Here is a 22,738-nt window from a genome sequence, read left to right on the forward strand (position 1 = left end):
AGAGACGCTGTCAAGCCTTGTTTAACAGGCTTTCATCAGCTGGCCGCCAGTAAAATCGGTTCAAACGCAATTTCCTGTGTGTCGCCAACAGATAAATCCGTGTCGCACTGGCGCCAGCCGATCGCACCCTTCAACCGGGCATGTACATCCTCGTTCAGCGGAACAACGAGAACGCGATTCATATCCACAGGGCCGGGGAAATCAAGCGCGCCGTAGGCTACCTTCTCGAAACCAAGCGGCATGTAATAGGGTGGATCGCCGATCAGGATCACCGCTTCGGAACCCTTGCGTTTGGCCGCTGCAATTGCAATCCGCACCAGCTCCCGGCCAATGCCCATATTCTTGTGCGAAGGCCGCACGGCCAGCGGCCCAAGCATATGGCCCTTCACCCCGCCCGCCAGAACGGGCGTCATCCGCACCGAAGCAATCGTCTCGCCATCGTCGGCGCAGATGTAGGAAAGCGCACGATCATGCGGCCCCTGCTCGCGAATTCGCGCTGCGGCGCGCGTGTGCCGACCGGGACCAAAAGCTTCTTCGTTGATGAGTTCGATAACGGCGTCGTGGGACGCGTCTTCTGTGAGGTAGACAAGTTCATGCTTGGACATGAGGAGACCGAAACCTTGGATACGGACATGACGATGTGCGACGGTGCACCTGACAATAGCCTGACAGGGCGTTGAAAAGCGTCAGCGTCGTCGGAGCGTCCGTGGTGCGATCATAGTGAAGAATTTCCTCGAAATTGTGGAAATCGCAATTATCAGGAAAATTCGGCACCGTCCAGAACAAAACATCTGATCCTTACATTCACGAGATAAGAACGAACTGTTCAACGATCCGAGGGTTCGTTTAGCGGCTTCGTTCAATTAGAGTGAACTTGATCACGAGCAAGGAGACGAAACATGGGCAGACTGGTTGAAGGCGTTTGGCAGGACGTGTGGTACGACACGAAGGAAACCAAAGGCCACTTCAAACGCAGCGCTTCCCAGTTTCGCAACTGGGTGACGGCGGATGGCGAGCCCGGGCCTTCCGGCAATGGCGGTTTCAAGGCGGAGAAAGACCGCTATCATCTCTATGTTTCGCTCGCCTGTCCCTGGGCGCACCGCACCCTTATCTTCCGCAAGCTGAAAAAGCTGGAGGATTTCATTTCGGTGTCCGTGGTCGATCCGTTGATGCTGGAAAATGGCTGGGAATTCAAAGTAGAGAACAAACGTACTCCCGGCGCGACCGAGGATCATCTCTTCGGCTTGTCGACGCTGTGGCAAGTCTACACCAAGGCAGACCCGAAATATTCTGGACGCGTGACTGTGCCTGTGCTGTGGGATAAAAGCCAGAACACAATCGTTTCGAACGAATCGGCGGAAATCATCCGTATGTTCAACAGCGCTTTTAACGGCCTCACGGGATCGGAAACGGATTATTACCCTGAGCAAAGCCGCTCCGAAATCGATAAGCTGAACGACCTGATCTACGACACCATCAACAACGGCGTCTACAAGGCTGGCTTTGCCACCACTCAGGAGGCCTATCAGGAAAATGCCACCAAGGTCTTCGAAACGCTGGATATTCTGGAAGAAAAACTGACCAGAAAGCGCTTCTTGCTGGGTGCCGAACAAACGGAGGCGGACTGGCGGCTGTTCACGACCCTGGTTCGTTTCGAGCCTGTCTATGTCGGTCACTTCAAATGCAACATCCGCCGCATTCACGATTATCCGAACCTGACAGGCTATCTGCGCGATCTCTACCAGACGCCCGGCGTGCCGGAAACGGTCAATATGCGCCACATCAAGGAGCATTATTACCGCAGTCACAAAACCATCAATCCCACCGGCATCGTTCCCGTGGGGCCAGAGCTTGATTTGGACAAGGCTCATGACCGGGCGCGGCTAGGTTAAGCTTACCAGTAATCGTCCGGCGTCGCCTCGCCACCCAATTCCGTAAGTCGCCTGCGGGTGGCGGGTGTCGTGCCTTCAGGCAGGGCATCGAGGGAAAAGAAGCCACTCTCGCTGATCTCCCGATCCGGAACTTTCGCCGCGGTTTGGCGAACATCCAGCCGGTAGAGCAACACATGATCTCGATCGCTGGTGCGGTTGTTAAAATAGACGTGAAAAAGCTTAGGCGTTGAGGTCGCAGCGAGATTGCCTTCTTCGCGAATTTCCTTGTGCAGCGCCTGCAGCCCGGTTTCGTGCCGCTCCACCCCGCCCCCGGGCAGATGCCAGCCGGAAATATAGGTGTGGCGCACCAGAAAGACCCTGCCCTCCACATCGAAACACGCTCCTCGCACACCAAGCGTCATGCCGCGTCGGTAAAAGAAGAAGAGGTGCAAGACGCGTTTAGCCATGTTTCGAAAAATACGCCGGAACCCTTGCCCGCTGACAATGTTTTCACTCAACGCTCAACTCTCCTTTATCCCATTGAAAAATCGGGGTTTCGCGTTGGACGCCCGCTAAACCATACGTTATGGCTGAATGCATGTTTAAACTTGCTCATATCTCCGATATCCACCTCGGTCCGCTACCGAAACTCACCTTTCGCGAACTGGCATCGAAACGCATCACTGGTTTTGTGAACTGGCGTCTCAATCGCCGCAAGCATCTTTTCACCGATACGCTCGAGCGGCTGCTCGACGATCTGGAGAGTAAGGTGCCGGATCATACCGCGATCACCGGCGATCTCGTCAACCTTGCAACCGGCATCGAAATCCGCGCAGCCGCCGACTGGCTGGAAGAAGTGGGCGATCCGCTGAAGGTTTCGGTTGTGCCCGGCAACCACGATGCCTACGTGCCCGGTGCCCATGACAAGGCCATGGCCGCCTGGTACCCTTACGTGCGCGGCGATGGCGATGAAGATCATTGGGACGAAGACCGCAAAATTTTCCCCTACCTGCGCGTTCGTGGCCCGGTGGCGCTGATTGGCTGCTCGACCTCCATCGCGACCCCTCCTTTCTCCGCCACCGGCTATTTCGGCCGACGTCAGGCCCGCGCCACAGCGGATTTGTTGAAGAAAGCCGGTGAACAGGGGCTGTTTCGCGTGGTGATGATCCACCACCCCCCTATCCGAGGCGCCGCCGCCACCCACAAACGCATGATCGGCATCCGCCGCTTCGCCGCCGCCATGGGGACAGGTGGTGCGGAACTCGTGCTGCACGGACACACGCATCTCAACACTGTTTACTGGCTCAACACCCATCGCGGCCAGGATCATATCCCTGTCGTGGGCATTGCCTCCGCAAGTCAGGGACCGGGTGGCGAAAAGCCCCGCGCAGGTTACAACCTCTTCCACATTTCCGGCAGTCCCGGCAATTGGAATGTCACCTGCGAACGCTTCGGCCTTAACGAGAAGGCGACGGGCATCGAACTGGAAGACGTGCGGGTGTTCTATGACAACGGTAGGCCGCTTGGGTTCGGCAATCCGGTGGAGCAGGCGCCGGAGGACTAAGAGCAGGCCACCCAGACCTCGGGTCTGACTGTGTCACTCCGTCATCCTCGGCCCTGTGCCGAGGATCTGCGCACGTTCAACAAAATTCTAGGTAGCAGATGCTCGGGACAAGCCCGAGCATGACGATCGTAGGACGACTAACTACTTCGCCCGCTCTTCCAACACCCGATTCGCAGCAGAGACAATTGCTTCCAGCGATGCAGCGACAATGTTCGTGTTCACCCCTGCGCCGAACAGCTTGCCGCCGGGGTGCTCCATCTCGACATAGGCGATGGCCGAGGCGTTGGAGCCGTGTTGGAGGGAGTGCTCGGAGTAGTCGTTTACCGACAGATCGATGCCGAGATAGGTGGAGAGCGCATTGATGAAGCCGTCGATGGGGCCCGTACCCTTGCCTTCGATGCGCTTGATCTCGCCATTGTCGGTGATTTCTGCCGCAACCACACGCACGCCCTTGAAATCACCCGCTGGATATGTGTGGTGATCCACGAATTTCAGGCGTGCGCTCGGCTGCGTCACGTAACGCTCGATGAAGCGTTCGTGGATGCGTTTGGCAGGCAGTTCTACGCCTTCCTCATCGGTGATGCGCTGGATGTCCTCGCGGAATTCCACCTGGAGATTGCGCGGCAGGTTCAGGCCATAATCCTGCTGCAGGATATAGGCGATGCCGCCCTTGCCAGACTGCGAGTTGATGCGGATGATCGCCTCGTAGGAACGGCCGACATCCTTGGGATCGATGGGCAGATACGGCACTTCCCAGACCGGATGGTTGGCGACCTTGATGGCCTTCATGCCCTTGTTGATCGCATCCTGATGCGAGCCGGAAAAGGCAGTGTAGACCAACTCGCCGACGTAAGGGTGGCGCTCGGGGATCGTCATTTCGTTGGAATACTCATAGACGGACTTGATGCGTTCGATATCGGCGCAATCCAGTTCCGGGTCCACGCCCTGCGTGAACATGTTCAGCGCCAAGGTCACGACGTCCACATTGCCCGTGCGCTCGCCATTGCCGAACAGCGTTCCCTCCACGCGGTCCGCACCTGCCATCAAGCCCAGTTCCGTTGCGGCGATGCCGGTGCCGCGGTCGTTATGCGGGTGCAGCGAGATGATGACGTTTTCGCGGTTGTCGATGTTGCGGCACATCCATTCGATCTGGTCGGCGTAGATATTCGGCGTCGCCATCTCCACTGTCGAAGGCAGATTCAGGATCAGCTTGTTCTCAGCCGTTGGCTTAACTTCCGCGATGACAGCGTTGCAAATTTCCAGCGCAACTTCCAGCTCGGTACCGGTAAAGCTTTCCGGAGAATATTCGAAGCGATAACCGCCACCGGCCTTCGCCGCCATGTCGGTGATCATCTTGGCCGCATCGACAGCGATCTGCTTGATGCCGTGCACGTCCTTGCCAAACACCACCCGGCGCTGCAACTCGGAGGTGGAATTGTAGAAGTGGATGATCGGGTTTTTCGCGCCTTCCAGGGATTCGAACGTGCGGGTGATCAGTTCCGGGCGGCACTGCACCAGCACCTGCAAGGACACATCTTCCGGCACGCCGCCTTCTTCCACGCACCAGCGGGCGAAATCGAAGTCGGTCTGCGAGGCAGACGGGAAGCCGATCTCGATTTCCTTGAAACCCATATCCAGCAGCAGCTTGAACATGCGGGCCTTGCGATCATGCCCCATGGGGTTGACCAGCGATTGGTTGCCATCACGCAAATCCACCGAACACCAGATCGGTGCCTTCTCGATGGTCTTGCCCGGCCATGTGCGGTCAGGAATATTGATGGTGGGATATGGGCGATATTTTACGCCTGCTTCCGGCATGCCTTTGGAAAATTTATTGTTTTTCGCGTCCATTATCTTGCTCCTTCCACGCACCGGGGCTGAAAAGCCTTCGCAGATGCGCGCCCGAACGGGCCTTAATCCAGTATCAATTGAGATTTCGAGTTGAGGAGCGTTCGCATCAGCGGGCTTTCGGCCGCCGGGCGCTCCTCACTGGACCCGGCAACCGCGTGTAAGGTCGAGGCTAAGAAGCGAGAGTGCACCGCACGGCGAAGCGCTCGCAGAAATCTGCGCGCTCATGCCGGAAAAAGTTTCGGTGCAACTGTTCATGAGGTTTGTATAAACAGCCGTTTTTGATCTGACAAGTAATCTTCGCACTCAAAAATCATCTATTTCAATGGCTGGTCGCCACCAAGCTTTTCGGTGATCAATTCAGCGAGCAAAGACTGACGCGTCGTGCCGAGACGAGAGGCCTCTGCATCAACCTTCTTCAAAAGCCACTTCGGCAGATCGACCTCGACATGTTCGGTTTCAACGCCAGGGCGAATGGCCTGAGACCAATCAACGTAGTCGCTGACGTCCTCACCGTCATCGAACCGTCGGTCGAATTCTTCAGCATTGATCGCCTTCATAATGCTGCCTTTCCTTGTCTCGCGCCCGTCTGACGGAAATGATTCGGACGCGACCATCTCTATACGTAAAGATCGTGCTCCAGATTTTATCATGAAGCTTAGCGACCATAATATATCGCTCCTCGCCTTCCATTGCGAGTGGTGCGATTAACCTTCGTTCATCAAGCCATAAACGCTGGGCATCGACAAAATCAATGCCGTGCTTGTCCTTGTTACCAGCGCTTTTCGCAGGATCGAATTCGAATTCCATCTATGCCGCCTGCTATCCGTTTCGTCTGGCACTCACGAGCCGCTGCAATCCCATCATCACCCCTCCCCCGATCAAACCCCAGAACGCGCCGGAAATTCCTGCGAATGACAGACCCGAGGCCGTAATGAGGAAGGTGATGGCGGCGGCTTCTCGCGTATCCGGCTCTTTGAAAGCAGCAACGGCAGAGCCGGAAAAGGCACCGACCAGCGCAAGTCCCGCGACGGCCTGAATGAGAATGGGCGGCGCAAGCGCGACGAAGGCGGTGACGACGCCTGCGAGCAGCCCGAGAATCACATAACCGAAACCGCTGACGAGTGACGCCCAATAGCGGCGCTTTGGGTCGGCGTGGGCATCTTCGCCTGCGCACATGGCAGCGGTAATGGCGGCAAGGTTGACGGCGTGACCGCCGAACGGGGCTGCAGCCAAGGAGAACAATCCGGTCGTTGCGAAAAGCGTGCTGGGCGGGGCGTCGTAGTTGTTCACCTTCAGCACTGCGATGCCGGGAATATTCTGGGAGGCCATAGTGACGATGAAGAGCGGCAGCGCAATCGAGACGAAACCTTGCAGGTTGAACAGGGGAGAGACGAACTCCATGGGCGGGGCAAGCGATCGAGCAAGGCTATCGAACGCACCTGCAGGAATATCGACACCGAAGATCATGACCAGCACGAAGGCAGCCAGTGCTGCGGGCACCGCGAACAGCCGCTTGAATGCACCGACGACGATCCAGGCGAGGATGATCGGCAGGCCGAGCGCGGGGTCGAAGCCGATGGCCTTGATCGGTGCGAAACACAGACCGACGATGACGCCAGACAGCATGGCATTGGCCAAGGGCGTTGGAATGGAGGCCACTGCCCGCCCGAGGGGCTTGAACAGACCCGCGATGATGATCAGCACGGCGCACATGATGAAAGCGCCGACCGCTGCCGCAAATCCGCCCTCGATCACACCCGTCGTCGCAAGAAGCGCTGCACCCGGAGTAGACCATGCGGCGCTGATGGGAAGCCGTTTGGTCGCGGAGAGAACGATGGCGCAAAGCCCAAGCGCAACCGACAGCGCCATAAGCCCCGATGCCGCCTCGAAATCCGTCGCTCCGACGCCCTTCAACCCTTGCAGTACAACTGCGAAGGAGCTGGCAAAGCCTACAAAAGCGGTAAGGCAACCCATGAAAAGGGCTTGAACGGAAAAATCTTTTAGCATGGCGGGACTCTGCAATATCAACATCTACCCAAGATCAAAAATCGCCCGACATGGCAAGGCGGTTTTACACACCAAAGCGCTCGCATAGCTTGCACGGCGAAATCTACCTCACTCGACAAGCCGTTATGCACCCCGCTGTTCCAGGGGCTCGGCCCATGCTAGAGGTCCGTTTTTTAAGACGCGGAAAGATCATCGATGCTTCCTTGGATAGAACTGGACCGCGCACCCATTCCGGGCGATGGCACCGAGTTGCGGCTGAAGCAACGGGGGCAGGAGTTTTCCATCATGCTCGGTTCGAACGAACTGATGAACAGCCGGTTGAGCGGTTCGGAGGAGGCGCTGGCGACGCTCTCCTGTCAGCGAATTGCGGGCCGGGCGAAGCAGAGCGTTCTGATCGGCGGGCTGGGCATGGGGTTTACACTTCGGGCAGCATTGGGTGTGTTGCCTGACGATGCGAACGTGACCGTTGCGGAACTGGTGCCAGCGGTTGTCGAATGGGCGCGCGGGCCGATGGCGGAGCTTCACAAAGGGACGCTCGATGATGCCCGCGTCGATATTCACGTGGGCGACGTGGGTGCGCTGATCCGGTCGAAAAAGGCGGCCTACGACGCGATCTTGCTGGATGTGGACAATGGCCCGGACGGGCTTTCACGGCCATCCAATGACAGCCTGTATGACCGCAGCGGTTTGGCGACGGCACAGGTGGCCTTACGCTCCGGTGGTGTTCTGGCCGTCTGGTCTTCCGCCCCCGATGCGGCATTTACACGAAGGCTGAAACAGGCGGGTTTTGCGACGGATGAAGTGCCCGTTCGTGCCAATGGCAAGCGCGGCGGTGCGCGGCATATGCTATGGCTCGCTACGAAGGCATAAGACTGTGCGCCCCTGCCCTACCTCTTTGAGGATGCGCGGCTTTTAAGCGCGTCCAGTGCATCGGCATTATCCCTGCCCCACGCATAAAGCATCTCGACCGGTTCGATGAAACGGTGGCCGAGATCCGTCAGCCGGTATTCAACGGCGGGCGGCCTTGTCGAATGTACGTGGCGCGTGACGAGACCGGACTGCTCCATCTCCTTCAGCGTCTGGGTCAGCATTTTCTTGGAGATGCCGGGAAGGCTTCGCTCCAGCACCCCGGTTCGGGCCGCGCCATCATGAAGCTTGTGCAGCGTATGCAGGATCATGCTCGTCCACTTGGTCGAGAAAAGTTCCAGCACCCGGCGCGGCGCGCAGTCTTCGCGCCACTCCTCTTCATTGCTGCCCGGCTTCATTGTGGTTACCTCTTTGTATCCATGTCCCCAAACAGTGCCATCTACTCGTCGCCCTGTTCGGTGCCTAACTGTGGTTCGATCAAAAATGGAGTAGCATCATGGTTAGAACAGCATTGGTCGTCGGCGCAAGCGGGATTGTCGGCAGCGCAACGTCAGAGCTTTTGCTGAAAGAAGGCTGGAAAGTCTATGGGCTGGCGCGGCGACCCAAGGATCATCCGCAGGTCATTCCTGTTGCCGCCGATCTGCAAAATGCGGTGGAAACCGCAAAAGCGCTGCAAGAGGTGCGCCCCGACGCCGTTTTCATCACCACATGGGCAAGGCAGGATAGCGAGGCGGAAAATATCCGCGTCAATTCTGCCATGGTGCGCAATCTGCTGGATGGTTTGAGCCTTGGCAAATCCACCCACCATGTGGCGCTGGTGACCGGCCTGAAGCATTATCTCGGCCCCTTTGAGGCCTATGGCAAAGGCACCTTGCCGCAGACGCCGTTTCGTGAGGAACAGGATCGTCTCGATATCGAAAACTTCTATTATGCGCAGGAAGATGAAGTTTTTGCCGCTGCCGAACGCGATGGCTTCACCTGGAGCGTCCACCGCCCGCACACCGTAATCGGGCAGGCCGTTGGCAATGCCATGAACATGGGCACGACGCTCGCCGTCTATGCCACCATTTGCCGCGAGACGGGCCGCCCGTTCCGATTCCCCGGTTCATCCGCGCAATGGAATGGCCTGACCGACATGACGGATGCGAACCTTCTGGCGAAGCACCTGCTCTGGGCAACAGAAACACCGCAGGCCCACAATCAGGCCTTCAACGTGGTCAATGGCGATGTTTTCCGCTGGAATTGGATGTGGGGGCGGATAGCGAGCTGGTTCGGCGTTGAGCCCGCACCTTTCGACGGCACGATCAGCACATTGACGGAACAAATGGAGCGGGATGCGCCGATCTGGAGTGACATCGCAAAGCGTGAAAATCTGGCCGAAAGCGACCTCAACCGCCTCGCCTCGCCATGGCATACGGATGCGGATCTGGGTCGCCCCATCGAAGTCGTGACCGACATGGGCAAAAGCCGCCGTATGGGATTCAAGGAATACCAGCCGACCGACGATGCATTTTTCGAGCTGTTTGAAGGCCTGCGAAAGAGCCAGCTTATTCCGTAAGGGGGTAATTGCTGCTTATAACCCCTAAGACGCAAAAAACCGCGCCAGTTTGCAACGGCGCGGTTTCCAAACTTCCAATCCAGAAATCTCAGACTTCCGACTGGTTCTCTACGATCTTGCCAACAAGACCATAGGGGACGGCTTCTTCTGCGCCGAGCCAGTAATCGCGGTCGATGTCCTTGGCGATCTTTTCTTCCGACTGACCGGTGGCCTTGGAGAAGATCTTGATCAGGCGCTTGTTCATCTTGATGATTTCGCGGGCCTGGATTTCGATGTCCGACGCCATGCCGCGTGTGCCACCGGAGGGTTGGTGAAGCAGGAAGCGGGTGTTGGGCAGGCAAAGACGACGCTCCTTCGGCACAGATACGTAGATCAGCGCGCCAGCGGACGCGACCCAGCCCGTGCCGATGATATAAACCTTCGGCTTGATGAACTTGATCATGTCGTGGATGCTATCGCCGGATTCGACATGGCCGCCGGGCGAGTTCACGTAGACACGGATATCGTCATCGCTGGCAGCAGCAAGAGCCACGAGCTGGGTGCAGACCTTCTGCGCCAGTTCCTGCGTGATACCGCCATAGATGAAGATCGAACGCGACTTGAAAAGATTCGCTTCCGTTTCCTTACCGATCGGCAGTTCCTTGCTCTTGTCGTCTTCTTCTTCGTTCATCATGCGACGGTCTCCAACGTAATTTATTACTCATCGGACATAGTGTGATTTGTGTCGTAAAACAATGAGCGAAAAAGACAAGGCGCGGAACTGCTTAATAAACAAGGCACATGTGGCAGCACCGGCAAATGCCGCATGGACAGGTTCTTCATAACTGCGTTATCGTCCGCGAAGCAGAGTCTGAAGGCAGCCCCAAGAGCCGCAGACCCGACGCTTGAAGAATCAAAGAGGGAACGATGCTCAAAAGACTTTCACTTGCAGCGGCTGGCCTTGCCGCAACCACTTTGCCCGCTTTCGCGCACCTGAACCCGGCGGAACACGGCTCGTTCATGGCTGGCATCTCGCACCCGGTTTTCGGCGCGGACCACATTCTGGCAATGGTTGCCGTTGGCCTGTGGGCATCGCAAATCTCCACCACCGATGGCCGCAGAAGCGCGCTGTGGGCCGTGCCTGCTGCATTCGTCGGCACAATGGCGCTCGGTTTCTTCATGGCGGTCTATGGCGTCGACCTGCCATTCGTTGAGCCTGCAATCTTAGCCTCGGTCATCGGGCTTGGCCTGCTGGTGGCGGTGGCTGCGAAACTGCCGACCTCTGCAGCGGCGGCTATCGTCGGCATTTTCGCGCTGTTCCACGGCCATGCCCATGGCGGCGAGCTGGGAAGTGCAGGCGCGCTTCAGTTCGGCCTCGGCTTCATGATCTCCACCGCGCTGCTGCATCTGGCGGGCATTGGGCTTGGTCTCGGCATCTCGCGCTTTGGCGCGATTGCTGCGCGCATTGCAGGCGCGGTAACGGCTCTTGCAGGCCTTTCGCTGGCCTTTGGCGGATGAGGTGTCACCTTACTGAAATGTAAGGTTTCCGGGGCTTTTAAAAACCGGAATTGAACTCTAAATCCTTGGTGTGCGTTTCCAGAGCGCCGTGCGTCCTTCAGGGCGCACAAAAGACGCTCTGTTGTACGGGATCTGCACACCAAGGAGGCAAGCGATGTCACCAGAAGAAACCCAACTTCTCAAGTCCCTGTTCGACAGGGTGAAGACCGCATCATCCACGCCGCGCGACCCGGAAGCGGAAACGCTGATTTCGCAGGCCGTGCGCGACCAACCAGCTTCACCTTACTACCTCGCGCAAGCCGTGATCGTGCAGGAAAAAGGGTTGGAAGCGGCAGCGGCGCATATTCGCCAGCTGGAAGAGCGCGTCCACCAGTTTGAAGCAGGTACATCCGCGCCACAGCAGGCGCAACAGGGCGGCTTCCTGAGTTCGATTTTCGGGAACAACCAATCGCAGCCACCTGCTCCGGCGGCCCCTACTCCAACATATCGCAATGATACCGCAGGCCAGACAGCGGGGCCATGGGGCCGCAACCCCGAGCCTCAACAGCAGCCGAGCGGCCCGTGGACACAGCAGCCACAGACGTCCGCGTTCAACCGCATGGGTGGCGGTGGCGGCGGCTTTTTGCAGGGTGCGCTGGGTACGGCGGCGGGTGTTGCCGGTGGTATGCTGCTGGCCAACTCGCTGAGCGGTATCTTCTCCAACCACGTTGCGTCTTCCGGCTGGGGTGGCCTTGGCGGCGCGGGAACCGGCAATGCGCCGGTGGAAGAGACGGTCATCAACAACTACTACAATGATGATGACCGCCCGCAGCAGGATGCCGCCGACAACAACGATAATCTGCAACAGGCGGATTATGACGACAGCAACGACGATACGGATTTCGATTCAGGCGATGGAGATTCCTTCGTCTGAACCAACTCGATATCAATCAGCCGCGACCGCGATAGGTCGCCACGCCTTGATCCGGCAGCCAGACGCCTTCGGGCGCTGGCCCGGTCTGCCAGAAGACATCGATTGGAATGCCGCCGCGCGGATACCAGTAAGCGCCGATGCGCAGCCATTTTGGTGCAAGCAGTTCGACAAGGCGCTTGGCGATATAAACCGAGCAATCCTCATGGAAAGCGCCATGGTTGCGGAAGGAATGCAGGAACAGCTTCAGCGACTTGGATTCCACCAGAAAATCACCCGGGATGTAGTCGATCACGATATGGGCGAAATCCGGCTGGCCCGTCATGGGGCAGAGCGAGGTGAATTCCGGCGCGGTGAAGCGCACCACGTAATCCGTTCCGGCATTACCGTTCGGCACTTTTTCCAGAACAGCGCTTTCCGGATTTTCAGGCGACGCAACCTGCGCGCCCAGCTGCGACAGGCCGGAGACATCCGTCACTGACATGGTTCAAACTCCTGCTTCGATAACATCTACCTTGACGCCGTGCGCCACTTCACTTTCAGGCTCCACATGGATGCCAATCGTGGCGCCCGGTATGGCCTCCCTTATGGCATCTTCAAGGCGGTCGCAAATCTCATGCGCTTTACCGACCGACATCGAGGCCGGAACCACGACGTGAAAATCGATGAAGGCGGCGGCACCGGCGCGGCGGGTCTTCAGATCATGCACGTTGAGAACGCAAGCGGAATTCTCGGAAATCGCCTGCCTGATCGCCTCATCCTCCTCCGGCTCCACGGCCTTATCCATCAAACCGCCGAGGGAATGCAGAATGACTTTCGAGCCCTGGACGAGAATGTTGATGGCAACGAGGATCGCGAGAACGGGATCGAGAATGGCATAGCCGGTGAAAATCGCCAGCACGAGACCGATGAGAACGCCGCCAGAAGTAACCACATCCGACATGATGTGCTGGCCATCGGCGGTCAGCGCAGGCGAGGCATGCTTCCTGCCGACCCGGATGAGGATCGTCGCCCAGATGGCGTTGAGAGCGCCCGCTAAACCGTTAATCGCCAGACCCAGCACCGGCGCTTCCGGCAGGCGCGGCTCAAACAGCCCGGCATAGGCTTCCTTCACGATCAACAGCGCCGCAACGACGATCAGCACGCCTTCCAGAACGGCGGAGATATATTCCGCCTTGTGGTGGCCAAACTGATGATCGTCATCGGCAGGCTTCTGCGCGTAACGAATGACGAAATAGGCGATGAAGGCCGCAACGACATTGACGGTCGATTCCAGACCATCGGACAGCAGCGCAACAGACCCCGTGACCCACCATGCCAGAAGCTTCAGGCCAAGGATCGCAAGTGAAAACGGAATGCCCCAGAAAGCCAGCTTCCTGACGAGAGCGTTACCTTCAGCGTTCATGACTAGACCCCCGTGCGGATGCGAATGAATTGCAGAAATGGACCCCAAAACGCACGAACCGCCCGCACGAGGGTTCGTGCAGGCGGTTCGCTGTTTGAGCGTTCTATGATTTAAAGTGGGCGCGGGGTCAAGCCCCGCTCCGCAAAGCAAAAAACAAAGCGCCTATCAACTTCAAACTGCGTATTACTACTCGCTCGAGAAGGCATTCACCATGGAGGACGTCTTAATTAGGCAGCGTAAACTTTAACTCTCACGTGCCCTCCGGGTGCCGTAGGATCATTAAAATGCAAATAAAGCCCAAGCGTAAATACGAGCGTACCGGGCTTAAAGTTTTCGTCAAAATCCGTGGCGGACAAGATCGGCACTCCATTATAAGGCTTTACTACCGCCCATCCTCTGCCGCTGCCTTCCGTACCCTCGCATTCGATAATTATTCCCGGTGGTATATCGCCTGGGGCTAGGTTTGAAGTGTCGCCGCCTCCAGCATTTTTGAATACGGGCTGAACTTGGCCTATTCCAGGCGTCAGGCTCGATACCGGGATGCGAACTTCATGATTCTCTTTATGGTTGGTGCGATAGCCTGCGTCATGCCCCATCCACATTTCACCGACTTGTGTAGCCATATTTGCCCCCTTTAGCTTTATTGGCAAAGGCATACTTACAGTAAACAAACCCTTAATCAACTTTAAATTTTATATAAAAAAATACAACCAATTACACCTTACTTAGTAGCAGCTTGATGCCCGCAAAGCCGAAGAAAAGCGCAAGCGTCACCTCGATATAGCGCTTGGCCTTTTGATAGATGCGGATGGCGGGTGCGGTGGAGAATAACAGCGCATAGCCGCAGAAGATGATGAGGCCGAGCATGGCGCAGCCGCCGATGATGGCGGCAAGCGTGGCGGGGCCAGCGCCGGGCTTGAGGCCGAGCGACATGATGGCGAGCCAGCCGAGGACGGCTTTGGGGTTGGTGAGGTGCAGCAGCAGGCCACGACGGTAGAGCTTGATGTAATCTGCGCGGCTGGTGGCGAGCGCGCCGGGTTCTGCCTGTGGTGCTTTCGCGAAGGCCGAACGGGCGGATTTATAGGCCAGATAAAGAAGGTAGAAGCCACCGGCAATTTTGATAACGAAGAGCGCGTTGGCAAAAGTGGCAAGGACGGCGGATAGGCCGGTTGCAGCCACAGTGGCCCAGCACAGCGAGCCGGTCATGACCCCGAGCGCGAGAATGATCGCCGGTGCCCTGCCCTGACTCATCGCAACACCCATAATGGTCATGTTGCTGGGACCGGGACTTGCGACCGCGATGATATAGGCAATGTAGACGATAAGTAGCTGGTGGAGGTCTAGCATCCGGCTGGCTTTCTTCGAGATGAGGTTTCGGAGCCTATGTCATCCGAGCGGTGGGGTGGTGTCAATTCGGGCGAGGCCGAACTATCGGACGGAATACATTTACCTTCTATCTCAAGGGCGAGACGACATCGGCGGGAATGACCGTCTCGCTATTATGCAGACGCATCGACGCTGTGAGAAGTGGGGGCAGAGGCGTCCACCATCCGGTCTTAACGCCTGCATGGCGAAGGGCGGCGGCGGTCCAGGTGTTGCAGCCCATCAACGCGTTGAAATAACCTTCCGCTTCGAAGAAAGCGTCATCCCTTCCATAGGATTGCCCGATCAGCGGTATCTGCTTTCCCTGCGATCGGGTGAAGCTGGCGAGAGTGAAATCGAGCAGTTTTGCGTATCCCTCATCCGACAGATCGACTGCGGTCACGCTGGTATCCGACAGCGGGATATCTCCGGCAAGTGCGATATGCATGACCGAATTGTCGATGGTTACGCCCTTGAGCAATGGAAGCGGCTTGAGATCAGACCATGTTGGTGTTTGCGTGTAGAACGCGCGACCGCCCCAGCCGAAGACCAGATAGCGAAAGCCGGGATAATCGATTTCAAGATGGCCTTGCCGAAGAAACGCAAAGCGCGACAGCAGTTCCGCGTCCACCGGCAAGGCGATATCGGTGTGGATGGGATTGCTGAGGACCAGAATGCGGCGGGGGTTCTCTACCGTGGGATCAGAGGTCTTGCCCGTAAGCGGCCTTGGCACAAGGGTACCGAGTGCGAGGCTCCCGAAGACAAGAGCCAGGGCGACGCGAAGGTATTTGAAGAATTTCACCAGCATCACCAAAGCTTGGAAGAATGGCGCCGTATCGAAACGCCGCCGTTGATCGTGACTGGTCTTAAGCCGCTTTCGTCTTCGCCTTCTTTACCAGATGCGTCACCACGTTCTCGATCATCCGCATACCGGCATCGCCGCCGAGCGTCATGATGGATTCGGGGTGGAACTGGACGGCGGCGACGGGTTCTTTGGCGTGTTCGATGCCCATGATGGTGCCGTCTTCGCTTTCTGCCGTGATGATGAAATCGCGGTGGAGGGTTGCCGGGTCGGCGAAGATGGAGTGGTAGCGGCCGACGGTGACTTCTTTGCCGAGGCCGGAGAAGACGAGGCCGGGTTCCAGCACGCGGATGCGCGAGGGTTTGCCGTGCATGGGGATGGCGAGCTGGCGCAGCTCACCGCCGTAAGCTTCCGCCAGTGCCTGAAGGCCGAGGCAGACGCCGAAAATGGGGAGATCGCGCGCACGGGCGGCCTTGATGGTGGCCCTGCAATCGAAATCACCGGGGTTGCCGGGGCCGGGCGAGAGAACGACGAGATCGGGCTGAAAGCGGTCGAAGATTTCTGCCGCAACGGGTGAGCGCACGGTGGAGACGGTCGCGCCCGTCTGGCGGAAGTAGTTTGCCAGCGTGTGGACGAAGCTGTCTTCGTGATCCACCAGCAGGATTTTCACGCCGGTTCCGACTTTTGCCGCATCCCGCTTGGTTGCGGTGGAGTTCTGGGCTTTCGCATCGCGAATGGCTGAAATCATGGCCGATGCCTTCAGTTCGGTTTCCGCTTCTTCTTCCTGCGGGTTGGAATCGTTGAGCAGCGTGGCCCCTGCCCGCACTTCCGCAATGCCATCCTTGATGCGGATGGTACGAAGCGTCAGGCCGGTGTTCATATCGCCATTGAAGCCAACCATGCCGATGGCGCCACCATACCATGCGCGCGGGCTCTTTTCATGGCTTTCGATGAAGCGCATGGCCCACAGCTTTGGCGCACCTGTGACGGTAACAGCCCATGCGTGGCTGAGGAAGCCGTCGAAGGCATCCATATCATCGCGCAGGCGGCCTTCGATGTGGTCCACCGTGTGGATGAGGCGCGAATACATCTCGATCTGGCGGCGACCGATGACTTTCACCGAACCGGGTTCGCACACGCGGCTCTTGTCGTTACGGTCCACATCCGAACACATGGTGAGTTCGGACTCGTCCTTCTTGGAATTCAACAGCTTGAGGATCTGTTCGCTGTCGGCAATCGGATCGTCACCGCGCTTGATGGTGCCGGAAATCGGGCAGGTTTCGATGCGGCGACCGGAGACGCGCACGAACATTTCCGGGGATGCCCCGACCAGATATTCCTGATGGCCGAGGTTGATGAAGAAGGAATAAGGCGATGGATTGATAGCCTTCAGGCGGCGGGAAATGGCCGAGGGATTGCTGTCGCAACGCTCCATGAACTTCTGGCCGGGCACGACCTCGAAGAGATCGCCACGACGGAAGCTTTCCTTCGCTTTGGTGACGAGTTCGGCATATTCGCCGGGGTGGTGATCGCCGCGCGGCGGAATGGTGTCCGTCTTCACGAACGGCTCCGGCGCGATGTCTTCCGCCTTGCCGTGGGTGGTGACGCCAGCCTTTTCGAAATCATATCGATCCACCCAGGCCTTGGCGGAATAATGGTCCACCACCAGAATTTCATCCGGCAGGAAGAGAACCATATCGCGCTGGTCTTCCGGACGCTGAAGGGATAGCTTGATGGCATCGAACTGGAAGGCCAGATCGTAACCGAAGGCACCGAAGAGACCGATGGCGGAATCCGCGCTGGAATAGAAGAGATCGACCACCGCGCGAAGTGCTGTGAAGACGGTCGGGATTTTTGAGCGCTCTTCCTCGGTGAAAACGCGGTCGGGCTCGTTAACGAGGAGATCAAGACGGCGAGCGGTGGATGCGCCGAGCGTGAGGTCCGGCGTTTCCTTCAGCTTTTCCGCAATGAAGGAGAGCAGCACTTCGCCACGGCCATTATAGGCCTCGATCCACATGTTGCGGCCAAACGAGGAAATGCCGAGCGGTGGATCGATGATGGCAGTATCCCAGCGGGTATAGCGGCCTGGATATTCATAATTGGAGGAGAAGACGGCACCGCGGCGGGAATCCAGCCCTTCGACGTAAGAGTCGATAGCGCCTGCGTAGTCTGCCGCGCGGCGCTGGCGGGTGACCTTGATGCCGCCTTTGGTTTCGTAGGTCTCGGACCCGTCATCATGAATAATCGTTACCATTCTCGCAGTTCCCGTTTTTAGAGTCTTACCGCATTTCTTCGAAACGCGAAAACGCTCTTAGTTTTTGTTCTAACGCATTATCCGCACGCAAAACCGCTACGCACTTTTGCTGGAAATGCTCTAAACCCGATGATGACAGGCGGCATAACAACAAAAAAGCCGCCTGAGATTTCGGGCGGCTTGGACTTGTCTTGTAAACATGACTGGTCGAGGCCGCGTTAGCTGACCCACCACCAGTTAGCAATGTTCTTCGACACTGTGTTCATGGGCAGAATTGTTAGCGGCAAGAGGGCGGCTTGGCAAGCGGGATTTAAGGCGGGATTTGAACCCGATGGCGCATTGATGCGTTGTGGCTGCGGCGCAAACAGGGAGCGACCAATCTTGATGGCTTACCGATTTCTCATGCTGGCAGCATCCATGCTGCTGATCGCCGCTTCCGAACCGCCGAAAGATGTGCCGGTTCCACAGGAAAAGCCGCAGGTTCAGGAAGCGCCCGCCACCAAACCGGAGAGCGATAAGCAGAGCCGGGAAACGCCCCCTCCTCCGCCTGCGGAAAACACCGTTCCGAAGCCCGAGGAAAAGCCGGAGGTGCCAGCGAAGCCGGATGCAGCACCGGCCGATGAAGCCAAGCCTAATGAGAAAAAGCCTTCCGCAGAAAACCCCGTCGAAGCGAAACCCGAAGAGGTGAAACCGGCAGAAGAAAAAAAGGCGGAAGAACCTGCGCCTGAGCCTGTTAAGGAAGAGAACCCGGAAGAACTGAAGGCGTGTCTGAGTGAGTTGAAGGAGCTTGGTGCGGAGTTTAAGCAGATCGACGCCATCAAGGGCGAGGAAGAGGGATGCGGCATCGCCTCCCCGCTCGAACTCTCCGTCGTCATTCCCGGCATCAAGCTGGAGCCGAAGGGCACGATGCGCTGCGAGGCGGCGCTGGCGCTTTCCCGCTGGGCGAAAAACGTGGTGGTTCCGACTGCGAAGATCGCCATGCCGGACAGGCAGGTGACAGCCTTCGGCCAGGCCTCCACCTATATCTGCCGCAACCGTAACAGCGCCGAAACCGGCAAGATTTCCGAACACGCCAAGGGCAACGCTGTCGACATCGCCACCATGACATTCGACACGGGCGAACCGCTGGTGATGAAACCGCGCCACGAAGACGGTACTATGGAAGGCGCATTCCAACGCACGATCACCACCGCCGCCTGCCTATTCTTCCGCACCGTTCTTTCCCCCGGAAGCGACGCGACCCATCAGGACCACCTGCATCTGGATGTGCTGGAGCGCAAGGGTGGGTATTTGTATTGCCGATAAAATAGAAAAAGGCGGAGCATAATGGCCCCGCCTTTTATGTTGTTGAGTTCTGATCAGAACTTCTGCGTCAGGGAGATTTTGAATGTGCGGCCTGGTTCGGAGTAGAAGGCGACGGGCTGGTTTGTGGTTGATGTCGCACTGGTGCTGACATCTCTTACACCCACGGCATTCCAGTAGGTTTTGTCGAAGACATTGTAGATGCCTGCCTGGATACGAAGACCCTTCGTCTGTTCCGGTTCCCACCAGCCGGTGAGGTTGACAATGCCGTAGCCGGGAGCATCGAAGGATTCATAGGTTGCGCCAGTGACGGTTGTTGCAAGCCCGTCCTTTCTCATTCCGCCGGAAAGGATGGTGGTCATATCAAGACCCCATTGCTCCTGCTCGTATCCGACACCCAGAATAGACTTGAAGGGCGCGACGGTACGGATGAACTCGTTGGTATCTGTATCTTTGCCGTAGGAGTAGGCAAGCGAGCCGTGCAGGAAGAAACCGTTCGCAAAGTCCTGACGCGCGCTGACTTCAACACCAGAAATTTCGACACTGTTACGGTTACGCCAGGTAAATATCTGCGCTGGTTCGCCCGGAATACCGCTGCCCGGTTGGCTGATCGTATCGATGAAGTTCGAATATCGGTTATGAAATACTGTCAGCTTTCCGTTGAGATCGTTGCTGGAGTAGTTGGCACCGATTTCGAAGCCCTGCGCCGTCTCTGGCTTTAGGTTTGGATTACCCAGGTTGGCATAGGCTGCACCATTACGAAAATCGATGTAGAGTTCGTTGATGGTCGGCGGTCTGTACGCCATGGACCATTGACCGAACAATTCGACTTCTGGAGTCAACTGGTAGGTCGCAAGCAGCTTGGGTGAGAGACGAATGCCATCCTGGCCCTCAGGAAGGCCGAAAACCGGGAAACCGGTGTTGTTTCTGAATGCCGCAGATTCTTTGGGACTATAGTCGTACCAGTCCAGACGCACGCCAGGCGTTAGCGCAAAACCCGTATCCGCGAATGAAATCCGGTCATCGAGATAAAGCCCAAGGCGCTTTCCGTCCACATCCGGCATATCCGATTGGGAAACCACGGTCGTTACAGGAACAACGCGCAGGAACTGTTCCGTCTCGGAGAACTGCAAACTTCCACCAAATCGAACTTCGTGGTTGAAAGTGCCCGTACTGAATTCAGTAAGCGTGTTACCGGTAATGCCAATTGAGCTCTCCTCCAGATCGTTATCGCGGGAATAGGGCGTCAGCGCTGCTGGCGGTATACCGCGCGTGCCGTAAGATCCCGCGCTCTTTTGAAGACGTTGCCAGTAAAGCGCGAAATCCGCAGCATCGATCAAGCCATCGGTGGTGTCGGCTTCGTAGCTATAATCGAGCGATACGCGCTCTCGCCTTGTGTCATCGTAGCCCCAATAGTTTCCAGGGGTGAAGTTTGACGGAGGCGCGGGCGGGTTCGGTATGAGTCCCTGAACCGTCTTCAAATCCGTCGTGCTGTCTAGATTGAAGCGTTCAGCCGTTAGCCCGATACGATGCCCACCTTCCAAATCCTGACGGATCTTGAACAAAAGATTGTACTGATCGTAATCGCTTGGGTTCGGTTCGGTGCGATTTATGCCAAGAACATTGACAGAGCCCCTGCTGTCACGCTCATGACCTTTCTTGTAACCGCCCTGAAAAAGGACAGAGGTATTTTCGATTTTCTTTGCGACAGCAACCGATCCACCAAAGCTGCGATCTTCACTATCGTATGTCAGCTTCGCAACGCCACCCCAATCACGACCGTCCTCAATGAGGTCTTCAGGCTCGAGCGTCCGCAGAACCAGCGCACCACCCAGCGCTCCCGCTCCGATGCGACTTGAATCGGCACCGCGTACGACATCGACCTGCGACAGCGAAGAAAAATCGTAGCTGTTATTGGTATCGCTCATACCAGTCGTCGCGATGGTAGCGCGTGCGAAATTCTCAAAGAAAGGAACCGGAATATTATCGATCAGCGTCGTGACGCGCGCGCCGCCCAGACCTCGAATGAAAAGGCCGCCCGGCTTGCCCGGCTTGGCTTCTATGAAATCGACGCCCGGTTCACTGGTGTTGCCGAGATCGCGAGCGTTGTTGATTTCCTTCTTACGAATATTGTCAGCCGTGGTCGTGCTGGCGAGAGGTGTGTCAGATACTGCATTTGCCGCTGCATTGCCGGTGCCAGCGCGCTTGCCCTTGACGATGATCCGCTCAAGGACGATGGCGCCGTTCTGTTGTGGGGCCGCGTCCTGCGCGACGGCTGCCGAATGCGCGGCGAGCAGCGTCATCGCGGTGCAGACCAGCAAGGTGGATTTGGAGCGTGTGATCGTCATTGTAACCCCCTGAAGACGAGCGCACGAAAGCGCGCAGCGGCAATGATGTCGCTGACGTTCCGAGGCCCGGTAATGCCCTGAAATTTTACGGCCCCGCCGTTGATGCAGAACTAAGAAACATGAGTATCTGTGTCAACTAATAAAATATGATTTTACCATTCATATTTAGTAGCGAAATCATGCGTGGCAAAAAAGTGACAGTCGCAGATTGGGTCGACCAACGTTGGCGCTCATACATGTGGCGACACTCGCTTTTCAATGCCCGTTGGAAATGCATCTTGCTAAATGCTGTTTTCTTTTGCCTTTACACAGGCAGAGATTTCCCACGGCAAGACCATTCTGACCCACTTGAAGGCTGAGGGTTCATGGCCTAGATCAGGCCACGCATCATGTTTGCACCCGTCAACATCATTCGGAACGATCCATGAAGTCCCTTGAACTGCTTGTAGAGCGCATTATTCTGTCCAGCCGCTGGCTCCTTGTGGTGTTCTACCTCGGGCTGGTCGCGGCCCTCGCCGTTTATGCGCTGTCCTTCGGCTTCAAATTCCTGAAAATCGCACAGAACGTTTTCACCTACAGCGATGCCGAGATGATATTGGCGATGCTGGCGCTGATCGATGCGGCTCTTGTGGCAAGCCTGATCGTCATGGTGATGATCTCCGGCTACGAGAATTTCGTCAGCCGTTTTGACGAAGGCCAGGACGAAGTGTCTTTCATCGGCAAGCTGGACGCGGGAAGTCTCAAGATCAAGGTGGCCTCCTCCATTGTTGCCATCTCTTCTATCCACCTGCTCCAGATCTTCCTGAATGCCAATCAGTATAGCGACAGCAAACTGATGTGGTTCACTATCATTCACCTCGCCTTTGTCGTTTCCGCCGTGATGTTAGGCTTCCTGGAAAAGCTCATGGCCAAGCCTAAACCGCAGGACAAGAGCTGAACGCCTCTGCCCTAGGAAGCGGAAACAGACAGTAACGCGGGCTGCAAACCGTCGATTGGGCGGCAAAGACGGGAAAACAACCGAAGTAAACCATTGTTAGCATTGGGGAAAAATTAAAGTAACCAAGTCGTAGGAATATCGGAAAAAAAGGTGGAAATTCGACCAGATTCGTATATTCCTTACCATTAACATATCAACATTCT

General features: G+C 57.0%; 23 protein-coding genes. 8 read left to right on the plus strand and 15 right to left on the minus strand.

Annotation, left to right across the window (positions count from 1 at the left end; translation table 11 throughout):
- Nucleotides 1-35: 35 nt before the first annotated feature.
- The gene (locus tag G6L28_RS10275) at nucleotides 36-605 is read right to left on the minus strand and encodes a GNAT family N-acetyltransferase (RefSeq protein ID WP_174063659.1); all 570 of its coding nucleotides are present in this window, start codon (nucleotides 603-605) and stop codon (nucleotides 36-38) included.
- A 294-nt stretch (nucleotides 606-899) separates the two neighbouring features.
- On the opposite strand from G6L28_RS10275, the gene G6L28_RS10280 reads away from it, so the two are divergent.
- Entirely contained in the window at nucleotides 900-1,892 is a 993-nt protein-coding gene (locus G6L28_RS10280; protein ID WP_174063660.1) for a glutathione S-transferase family protein, read from the plus strand.
- A gap of 2 nt (nucleotides 1,893-1,894) precedes the next feature.
- Here G6L28_RS10280 and G6L28_RS10285 read toward each other — a convergent pair whose 3' ends face one another.
- Complete coding sequence (locus G6L28_RS10285; protein ID WP_174063716.1) at nucleotides 1,895-2,338, minus strand: NUDIX domain-containing protein; 444 nt, start codon at nucleotides 2,336-2,338, stop codon at nucleotides 1,895-1,897.
- A 131-nt stretch (nucleotides 2,339-2,469) separates the two neighbouring features.
- Between G6L28_RS10285 and G6L28_RS10290 the strand changes: the two genes are divergently transcribed.
- Nucleotides 2,470-3,435, plus strand: a complete 966-nt coding sequence (locus tag G6L28_RS10290) for a metallophosphoesterase family protein (RefSeq protein ID WP_174063661.1) — start codon at nucleotides 2,470-2,472, stop codon at nucleotides 3,433-3,435.
- Between the two features lie 141 nt (nucleotides 3,436-3,576).
- Here G6L28_RS10290 and leuA read toward each other — a convergent pair whose 3' ends face one another.
- The 4 genes from leuA to G6L28_RS10310 form a co-directional block, all read right to left on the minus strand.
- On the minus strand, nucleotides 3,577-5,286 hold the full coding sequence (gene leuA / locus G6L28_RS10295; RefSeq protein ID WP_174063662.1) for a 2-isopropylmalate synthase: 1,710 nt from the start codon (nucleotides 5,284-5,286) through the stop codon (nucleotides 3,577-3,579).
- 314 nt (nucleotides 5,287-5,600) lie between these two features.
- Nucleotides 5,601-5,843 carry a type II toxin-antitoxin system BrnA family antitoxin gene (gene brnA, locus G6L28_RS10300; protein WP_174063663.1) on the minus strand — a complete coding sequence of 81 codons (243 nt, stop codon included), beginning with the start codon at nucleotides 5,841-5,843 and terminating at the stop codon, nucleotides 5,601-5,603.
- Nucleotides 5,824-6,093, minus strand: a complete 270-nt coding sequence (locus tag G6L28_RS10305) for a BrnT family toxin (protein WP_174063664.1) — start codon at nucleotides 6,091-6,093, stop codon at nucleotides 5,824-5,826. The genes brnA and G6L28_RS10305 overlap by 20 nt, the downstream gene beginning before the upstream one ends.
- Nucleotides 6,094-6,105: 12 nt before the next feature.
- The gene (locus G6L28_RS10310; protein ID WP_174063665.1) at nucleotides 6,106-7,293 is read right to left on the minus strand and encodes a benzoate/H(+) symporter BenE family transporter; all 1,188 of its coding nucleotides are present in this window, start codon (nucleotides 7,291-7,293) and stop codon (nucleotides 6,106-6,108) included.
- Between the two features lie 195 nt (nucleotides 7,294-7,488).
- On the opposite strand from G6L28_RS10310, the gene G6L28_RS10315 reads away from it, so the two are divergent.
- Complete coding sequence (locus tag G6L28_RS10315; protein WP_174063666.1) at nucleotides 7,489-8,163, plus strand: MnmC family methyltransferase; 675 nt, start codon at nucleotides 7,489-7,491, stop codon at nucleotides 8,161-8,163.
- 17 nt (nucleotides 8,164-8,180) lie between these two features.
- Here G6L28_RS10315 and G6L28_RS10320 read toward each other — a convergent pair whose 3' ends face one another.
- Nucleotides 8,181-8,558 (minus strand): winged helix-turn-helix transcriptional regulator, encoded by a 378-nt coding sequence (locus G6L28_RS10320; protein ID WP_174063667.1) that lies wholly within the window; start codon nucleotides 8,556-8,558, stop codon nucleotides 8,181-8,183.
- Between the two features lie 98 nt (nucleotides 8,559-8,656).
- Here G6L28_RS10320 and G6L28_RS10325 point away from each other — a divergent pair, with 98 nt between their 5' ends.
- The gene (locus G6L28_RS10325; RefSeq protein WP_174063668.1) at nucleotides 8,657-9,718 is read left to right on the plus strand and encodes an SDR family oxidoreductase; all 1,062 of its coding nucleotides are present in this window, start codon (nucleotides 8,657-8,659) and stop codon (nucleotides 9,716-9,718) included.
- An 88-nt stretch (nucleotides 9,719-9,806) separates the two neighbouring features.
- Here the strand turns inward: G6L28_RS10325 and G6L28_RS10330 are convergent, their stop codons facing one another.
- Complete coding sequence (locus tag G6L28_RS10330; RefSeq protein ID WP_174063717.1) at nucleotides 9,807-10,388, minus strand: ATP-dependent Clp protease proteolytic subunit; 582 nt, start codon at nucleotides 10,386-10,388, stop codon at nucleotides 9,807-9,809.
- A 236-nt stretch (nucleotides 10,389-10,624) separates the two neighbouring features.
- On the opposite strand from G6L28_RS10330, the gene G6L28_RS10335 reads away from it, so the two are divergent.
- The gene (locus G6L28_RS10335) at nucleotides 10,625-11,215 is read left to right on the plus strand and encodes a HupE/UreJ family protein (RefSeq protein WP_174063669.1); all 591 of its coding nucleotides are present in this window, start codon (nucleotides 10,625-10,627) and stop codon (nucleotides 11,213-11,215) included.
- Nucleotides 11,216-11,369: 154 nt separating this feature from the next.
- Nucleotides 11,370-12,128, plus strand: coding sequence for a DUF2076 domain-containing protein (locus G6L28_RS10340; RefSeq protein WP_174063670.1), 759 nt, complete (start codon nucleotides 11,370-11,372; stop codon nucleotides 12,126-12,128).
- A gap of 16 nt (nucleotides 12,129-12,144) precedes the next feature.
- Here G6L28_RS10340 and queF read toward each other — a convergent pair whose 3' ends face one another.
- From queF to G6L28_RS10370, 6 genes are all read right to left on the minus strand, one after another.
- Nucleotides 12,145-12,609: a preQ(1) synthase gene (gene queF / locus G6L28_RS10345; protein ID WP_027677315.1), complete on the minus strand. Its 465-nt coding sequence runs from the start codon at nucleotides 12,607-12,609 to the stop codon at nucleotides 12,145-12,147.
- 3 nt (nucleotides 12,610-12,612) lie between these two features.
- The gene (locus G6L28_RS10350; RefSeq protein ID WP_174063671.1) at nucleotides 12,613-13,530 is read right to left on the minus strand and encodes a cation diffusion facilitator family transporter; all 918 of its coding nucleotides are present in this window, start codon (nucleotides 13,528-13,530) and stop codon (nucleotides 12,613-12,615) included.
- Between the two features lie 227 nt (nucleotides 13,531-13,757).
- The gene (locus G6L28_RS10355) at nucleotides 13,758-14,153 is read right to left on the minus strand and encodes a hypothetical protein (protein WP_174063672.1); all 396 of its coding nucleotides are present in this window, start codon (nucleotides 14,151-14,153) and stop codon (nucleotides 13,758-13,760) included.
- A 91-nt stretch (nucleotides 14,154-14,244) separates the two neighbouring features.
- Entirely contained in the window at nucleotides 14,245-14,877 is a 633-nt protein-coding gene (locus G6L28_RS10360) for a LysE family translocator (RefSeq protein WP_174063673.1), read from the minus strand.
- A 106-nt stretch (nucleotides 14,878-14,983) separates the two neighbouring features.
- The gene (locus tag G6L28_RS10365) at nucleotides 14,984-15,700 is read right to left on the minus strand and encodes a TIGR02117 family protein (RefSeq protein WP_174063674.1); all 717 of its coding nucleotides are present in this window, start codon (nucleotides 15,698-15,700) and stop codon (nucleotides 14,984-14,986) included.
- 58 nt (nucleotides 15,701-15,758) lie between these two features.
- The gene (locus tag G6L28_RS10370; RefSeq protein ID WP_174063675.1) at nucleotides 15,759-17,948 is read right to left on the minus strand and encodes an anthranilate synthase; all 2,190 of its coding nucleotides are present in this window, start codon (nucleotides 17,946-17,948) and stop codon (nucleotides 15,759-15,761) included.
- A 384-nt stretch (nucleotides 17,949-18,332) separates the two neighbouring features.
- On the opposite strand from G6L28_RS10370, the gene G6L28_RS10375 reads away from it, so the two are divergent.
- A complete protein-coding gene (locus tag G6L28_RS10375; protein WP_174063676.1) occupies nucleotides 18,333-19,253 on the plus strand; it encodes an extensin family protein in 921 nt (306 codons plus the stop codon).
- Nucleotides 19,254-19,306: 53 nt separating this feature from the next.
- Here the strand turns inward: G6L28_RS10375 and G6L28_RS10380 are convergent, their stop codons facing one another.
- Entirely contained in the window at nucleotides 19,307-21,598 is a 2,292-nt protein-coding gene (locus G6L28_RS10380) for a TonB-dependent hemoglobin/transferrin/lactoferrin family receptor (RefSeq protein ID WP_174063677.1), read from the minus strand.
- A 424-nt stretch (nucleotides 21,599-22,022) separates the two neighbouring features.
- Here G6L28_RS10380 and G6L28_RS10385 point away from each other — a divergent pair, with 424 nt between their 5' ends.
- Nucleotides 22,023-22,535, plus strand: coding sequence for a TIGR00645 family protein (locus G6L28_RS10385; protein ID WP_174063678.1), 513 nt, complete (start codon nucleotides 22,023-22,025; stop codon nucleotides 22,533-22,535).
- Nucleotides 22,536-22,738: the final 203 nt, after the last annotated feature.

Source organism: Agrobacterium larrymoorei, from assembly GCF_013322225.1.
Classification (GTDB): Bacteria; Pseudomonadota; Alphaproteobacteria; order Rhizobiales; family Rhizobiaceae; genus Agrobacterium; species Agrobacterium larrymoorei_A.

What these genes read in the sequence shown, in the direction of transcription:
- G6L28_RS10385 (WP_174063678.1), top strand. Translation starts at nt 22,023, where the DNA reads ATGAAGTCCCTTGAACTGCTTGTAGAGCGCATTATTCTGTCCAGCCGC.
- G6L28_RS10305 (WP_174063664.1), bottom strand. Translation starts at nt 6,093, where the DNA reads ATGGAATTCGAATTCGATCCTGCGAAAAGCGCTGGTAACAAGGACAAG.
- G6L28_RS10320 (WP_174063667.1), bottom strand. Translation starts at nt 8,558, where the DNA reads ATGAAGCCGGGCAGCAATGAAGAGGAGTGGCGCGAAGACTGCGCGCCG.
- G6L28_RS10285 (WP_174063716.1), bottom strand. Translation starts at nt 2,338, where the DNA reads ATGGCTAAACGCGTCTTGCACCTCTTCTTCTTTTACCGACGCGGCATG.
- G6L28_RS10355 (WP_174063672.1), bottom strand. Translation starts at nt 14,153, where the DNA reads ATGGCTACACAAGTCGGTGAAATGTGGATGGGGCATGACGCAGGCTAT.
- leuA (WP_174063662.1), bottom strand. Translation starts at nt 5,286, where the DNA reads ATGGACGCGAAAAACAATAAATTTTCCAAAGGCATGCCGGAAGCAGGC.
- G6L28_RS10380 (WP_174063677.1), bottom strand. Translation starts at nt 21,598, where the DNA reads ATGACGATCACACGCTCCAAATCCACCTTGCTGGTCTGCACCGCGATG.
- G6L28_RS10335 (WP_174063669.1), top strand. Translation starts at nt 10,625, where the DNA reads ATGCTCAAAAGACTTTCACTTGCAGCGGCTGGCCTTGCCGCAACCACT.
- G6L28_RS10290 (WP_174063661.1), top strand. Translation starts at nt 2,470, where the DNA reads ATGTTTAAACTTGCTCATATCTCCGATATCCACCTCGGTCCGCTACCG.
- G6L28_RS10370 (WP_174063675.1), bottom strand. Translation starts at nt 17,948, where the DNA reads ATGGTAACGATTATTCATGATGACGGGTCCGAGACCTACGAAACCAAA.
- queF (WP_027677315.1), bottom strand. Translation starts at nt 12,609, where the DNA reads ATGTCAGTGACGGATGTCTCCGGCCTGTCGCAGCTGGGCGCGCAGGTT.
- G6L28_RS10360 (WP_174063673.1), bottom strand. Translation starts at nt 14,877, where the DNA reads ATGCTAGACCTCCACCAGCTACTTATCGTCTACATTGCCTATATCATC.
- G6L28_RS10275 (WP_174063659.1), bottom strand. Translation starts at nt 605, where the DNA reads ATGTCCAAGCATGAACTTGTCTACCTCACAGAAGACGCGTCCCACGAC.
- G6L28_RS10340 (WP_174063670.1), top strand. Translation starts at nt 11,370, where the DNA reads ATGTCACCAGAAGAAACCCAACTTCTCAAGTCCCTGTTCGACAGGGTG.
- G6L28_RS10325 (WP_174063668.1), top strand. Translation starts at nt 8,657, where the DNA reads ATGGTTAGAACAGCATTGGTCGTCGGCGCAAGCGGGATTGTCGGCAGC.
- G6L28_RS10315 (WP_174063666.1), top strand. Translation starts at nt 7,489, where the DNA reads ATGCTTCCTTGGATAGAACTGGACCGCGCACCCATTCCGGGCGATGGC.
- G6L28_RS10310 (WP_174063665.1), bottom strand. Translation starts at nt 7,293, where the DNA reads ATGCTAAAAGATTTTTCCGTTCAAGCCCTTTTCATGGGTTGCCTTACC.
- G6L28_RS10375 (WP_174063676.1), top strand. Translation starts at nt 18,333, where the DNA reads ATGGCTTACCGATTTCTCATGCTGGCAGCATCCATGCTGCTGATCGCC.
- brnA (WP_174063663.1), bottom strand. Translation starts at nt 5,843, where the DNA reads ATGAAGGCGATCAATGCTGAAGAATTCGACCGACGGTTCGATGACGGT.
- G6L28_RS10330 (WP_174063717.1), bottom strand. Translation starts at nt 10,388, where the DNA reads ATGAACGAAGAAGAAGACGACAAGAGCAAGGAACTGCCGATCGGTAAG.
- G6L28_RS10350 (WP_174063671.1), bottom strand. Translation starts at nt 13,530, where the DNA reads ATGAACGCTGAAGGTAACGCTCTCGTCAGGAAGCTGGCTTTCTGGGGC.
- G6L28_RS10280 (WP_174063660.1), top strand. Translation starts at nt 900, where the DNA reads ATGGGCAGACTGGTTGAAGGCGTTTGGCAGGACGTGTGGTACGACACG.
- G6L28_RS10365 (WP_174063674.1), bottom strand. Translation starts at nt 15,700, where the DNA reads ATGCTGGTGAAATTCTTCAAATACCTTCGCGTCGCCCTGGCTCTTGTC.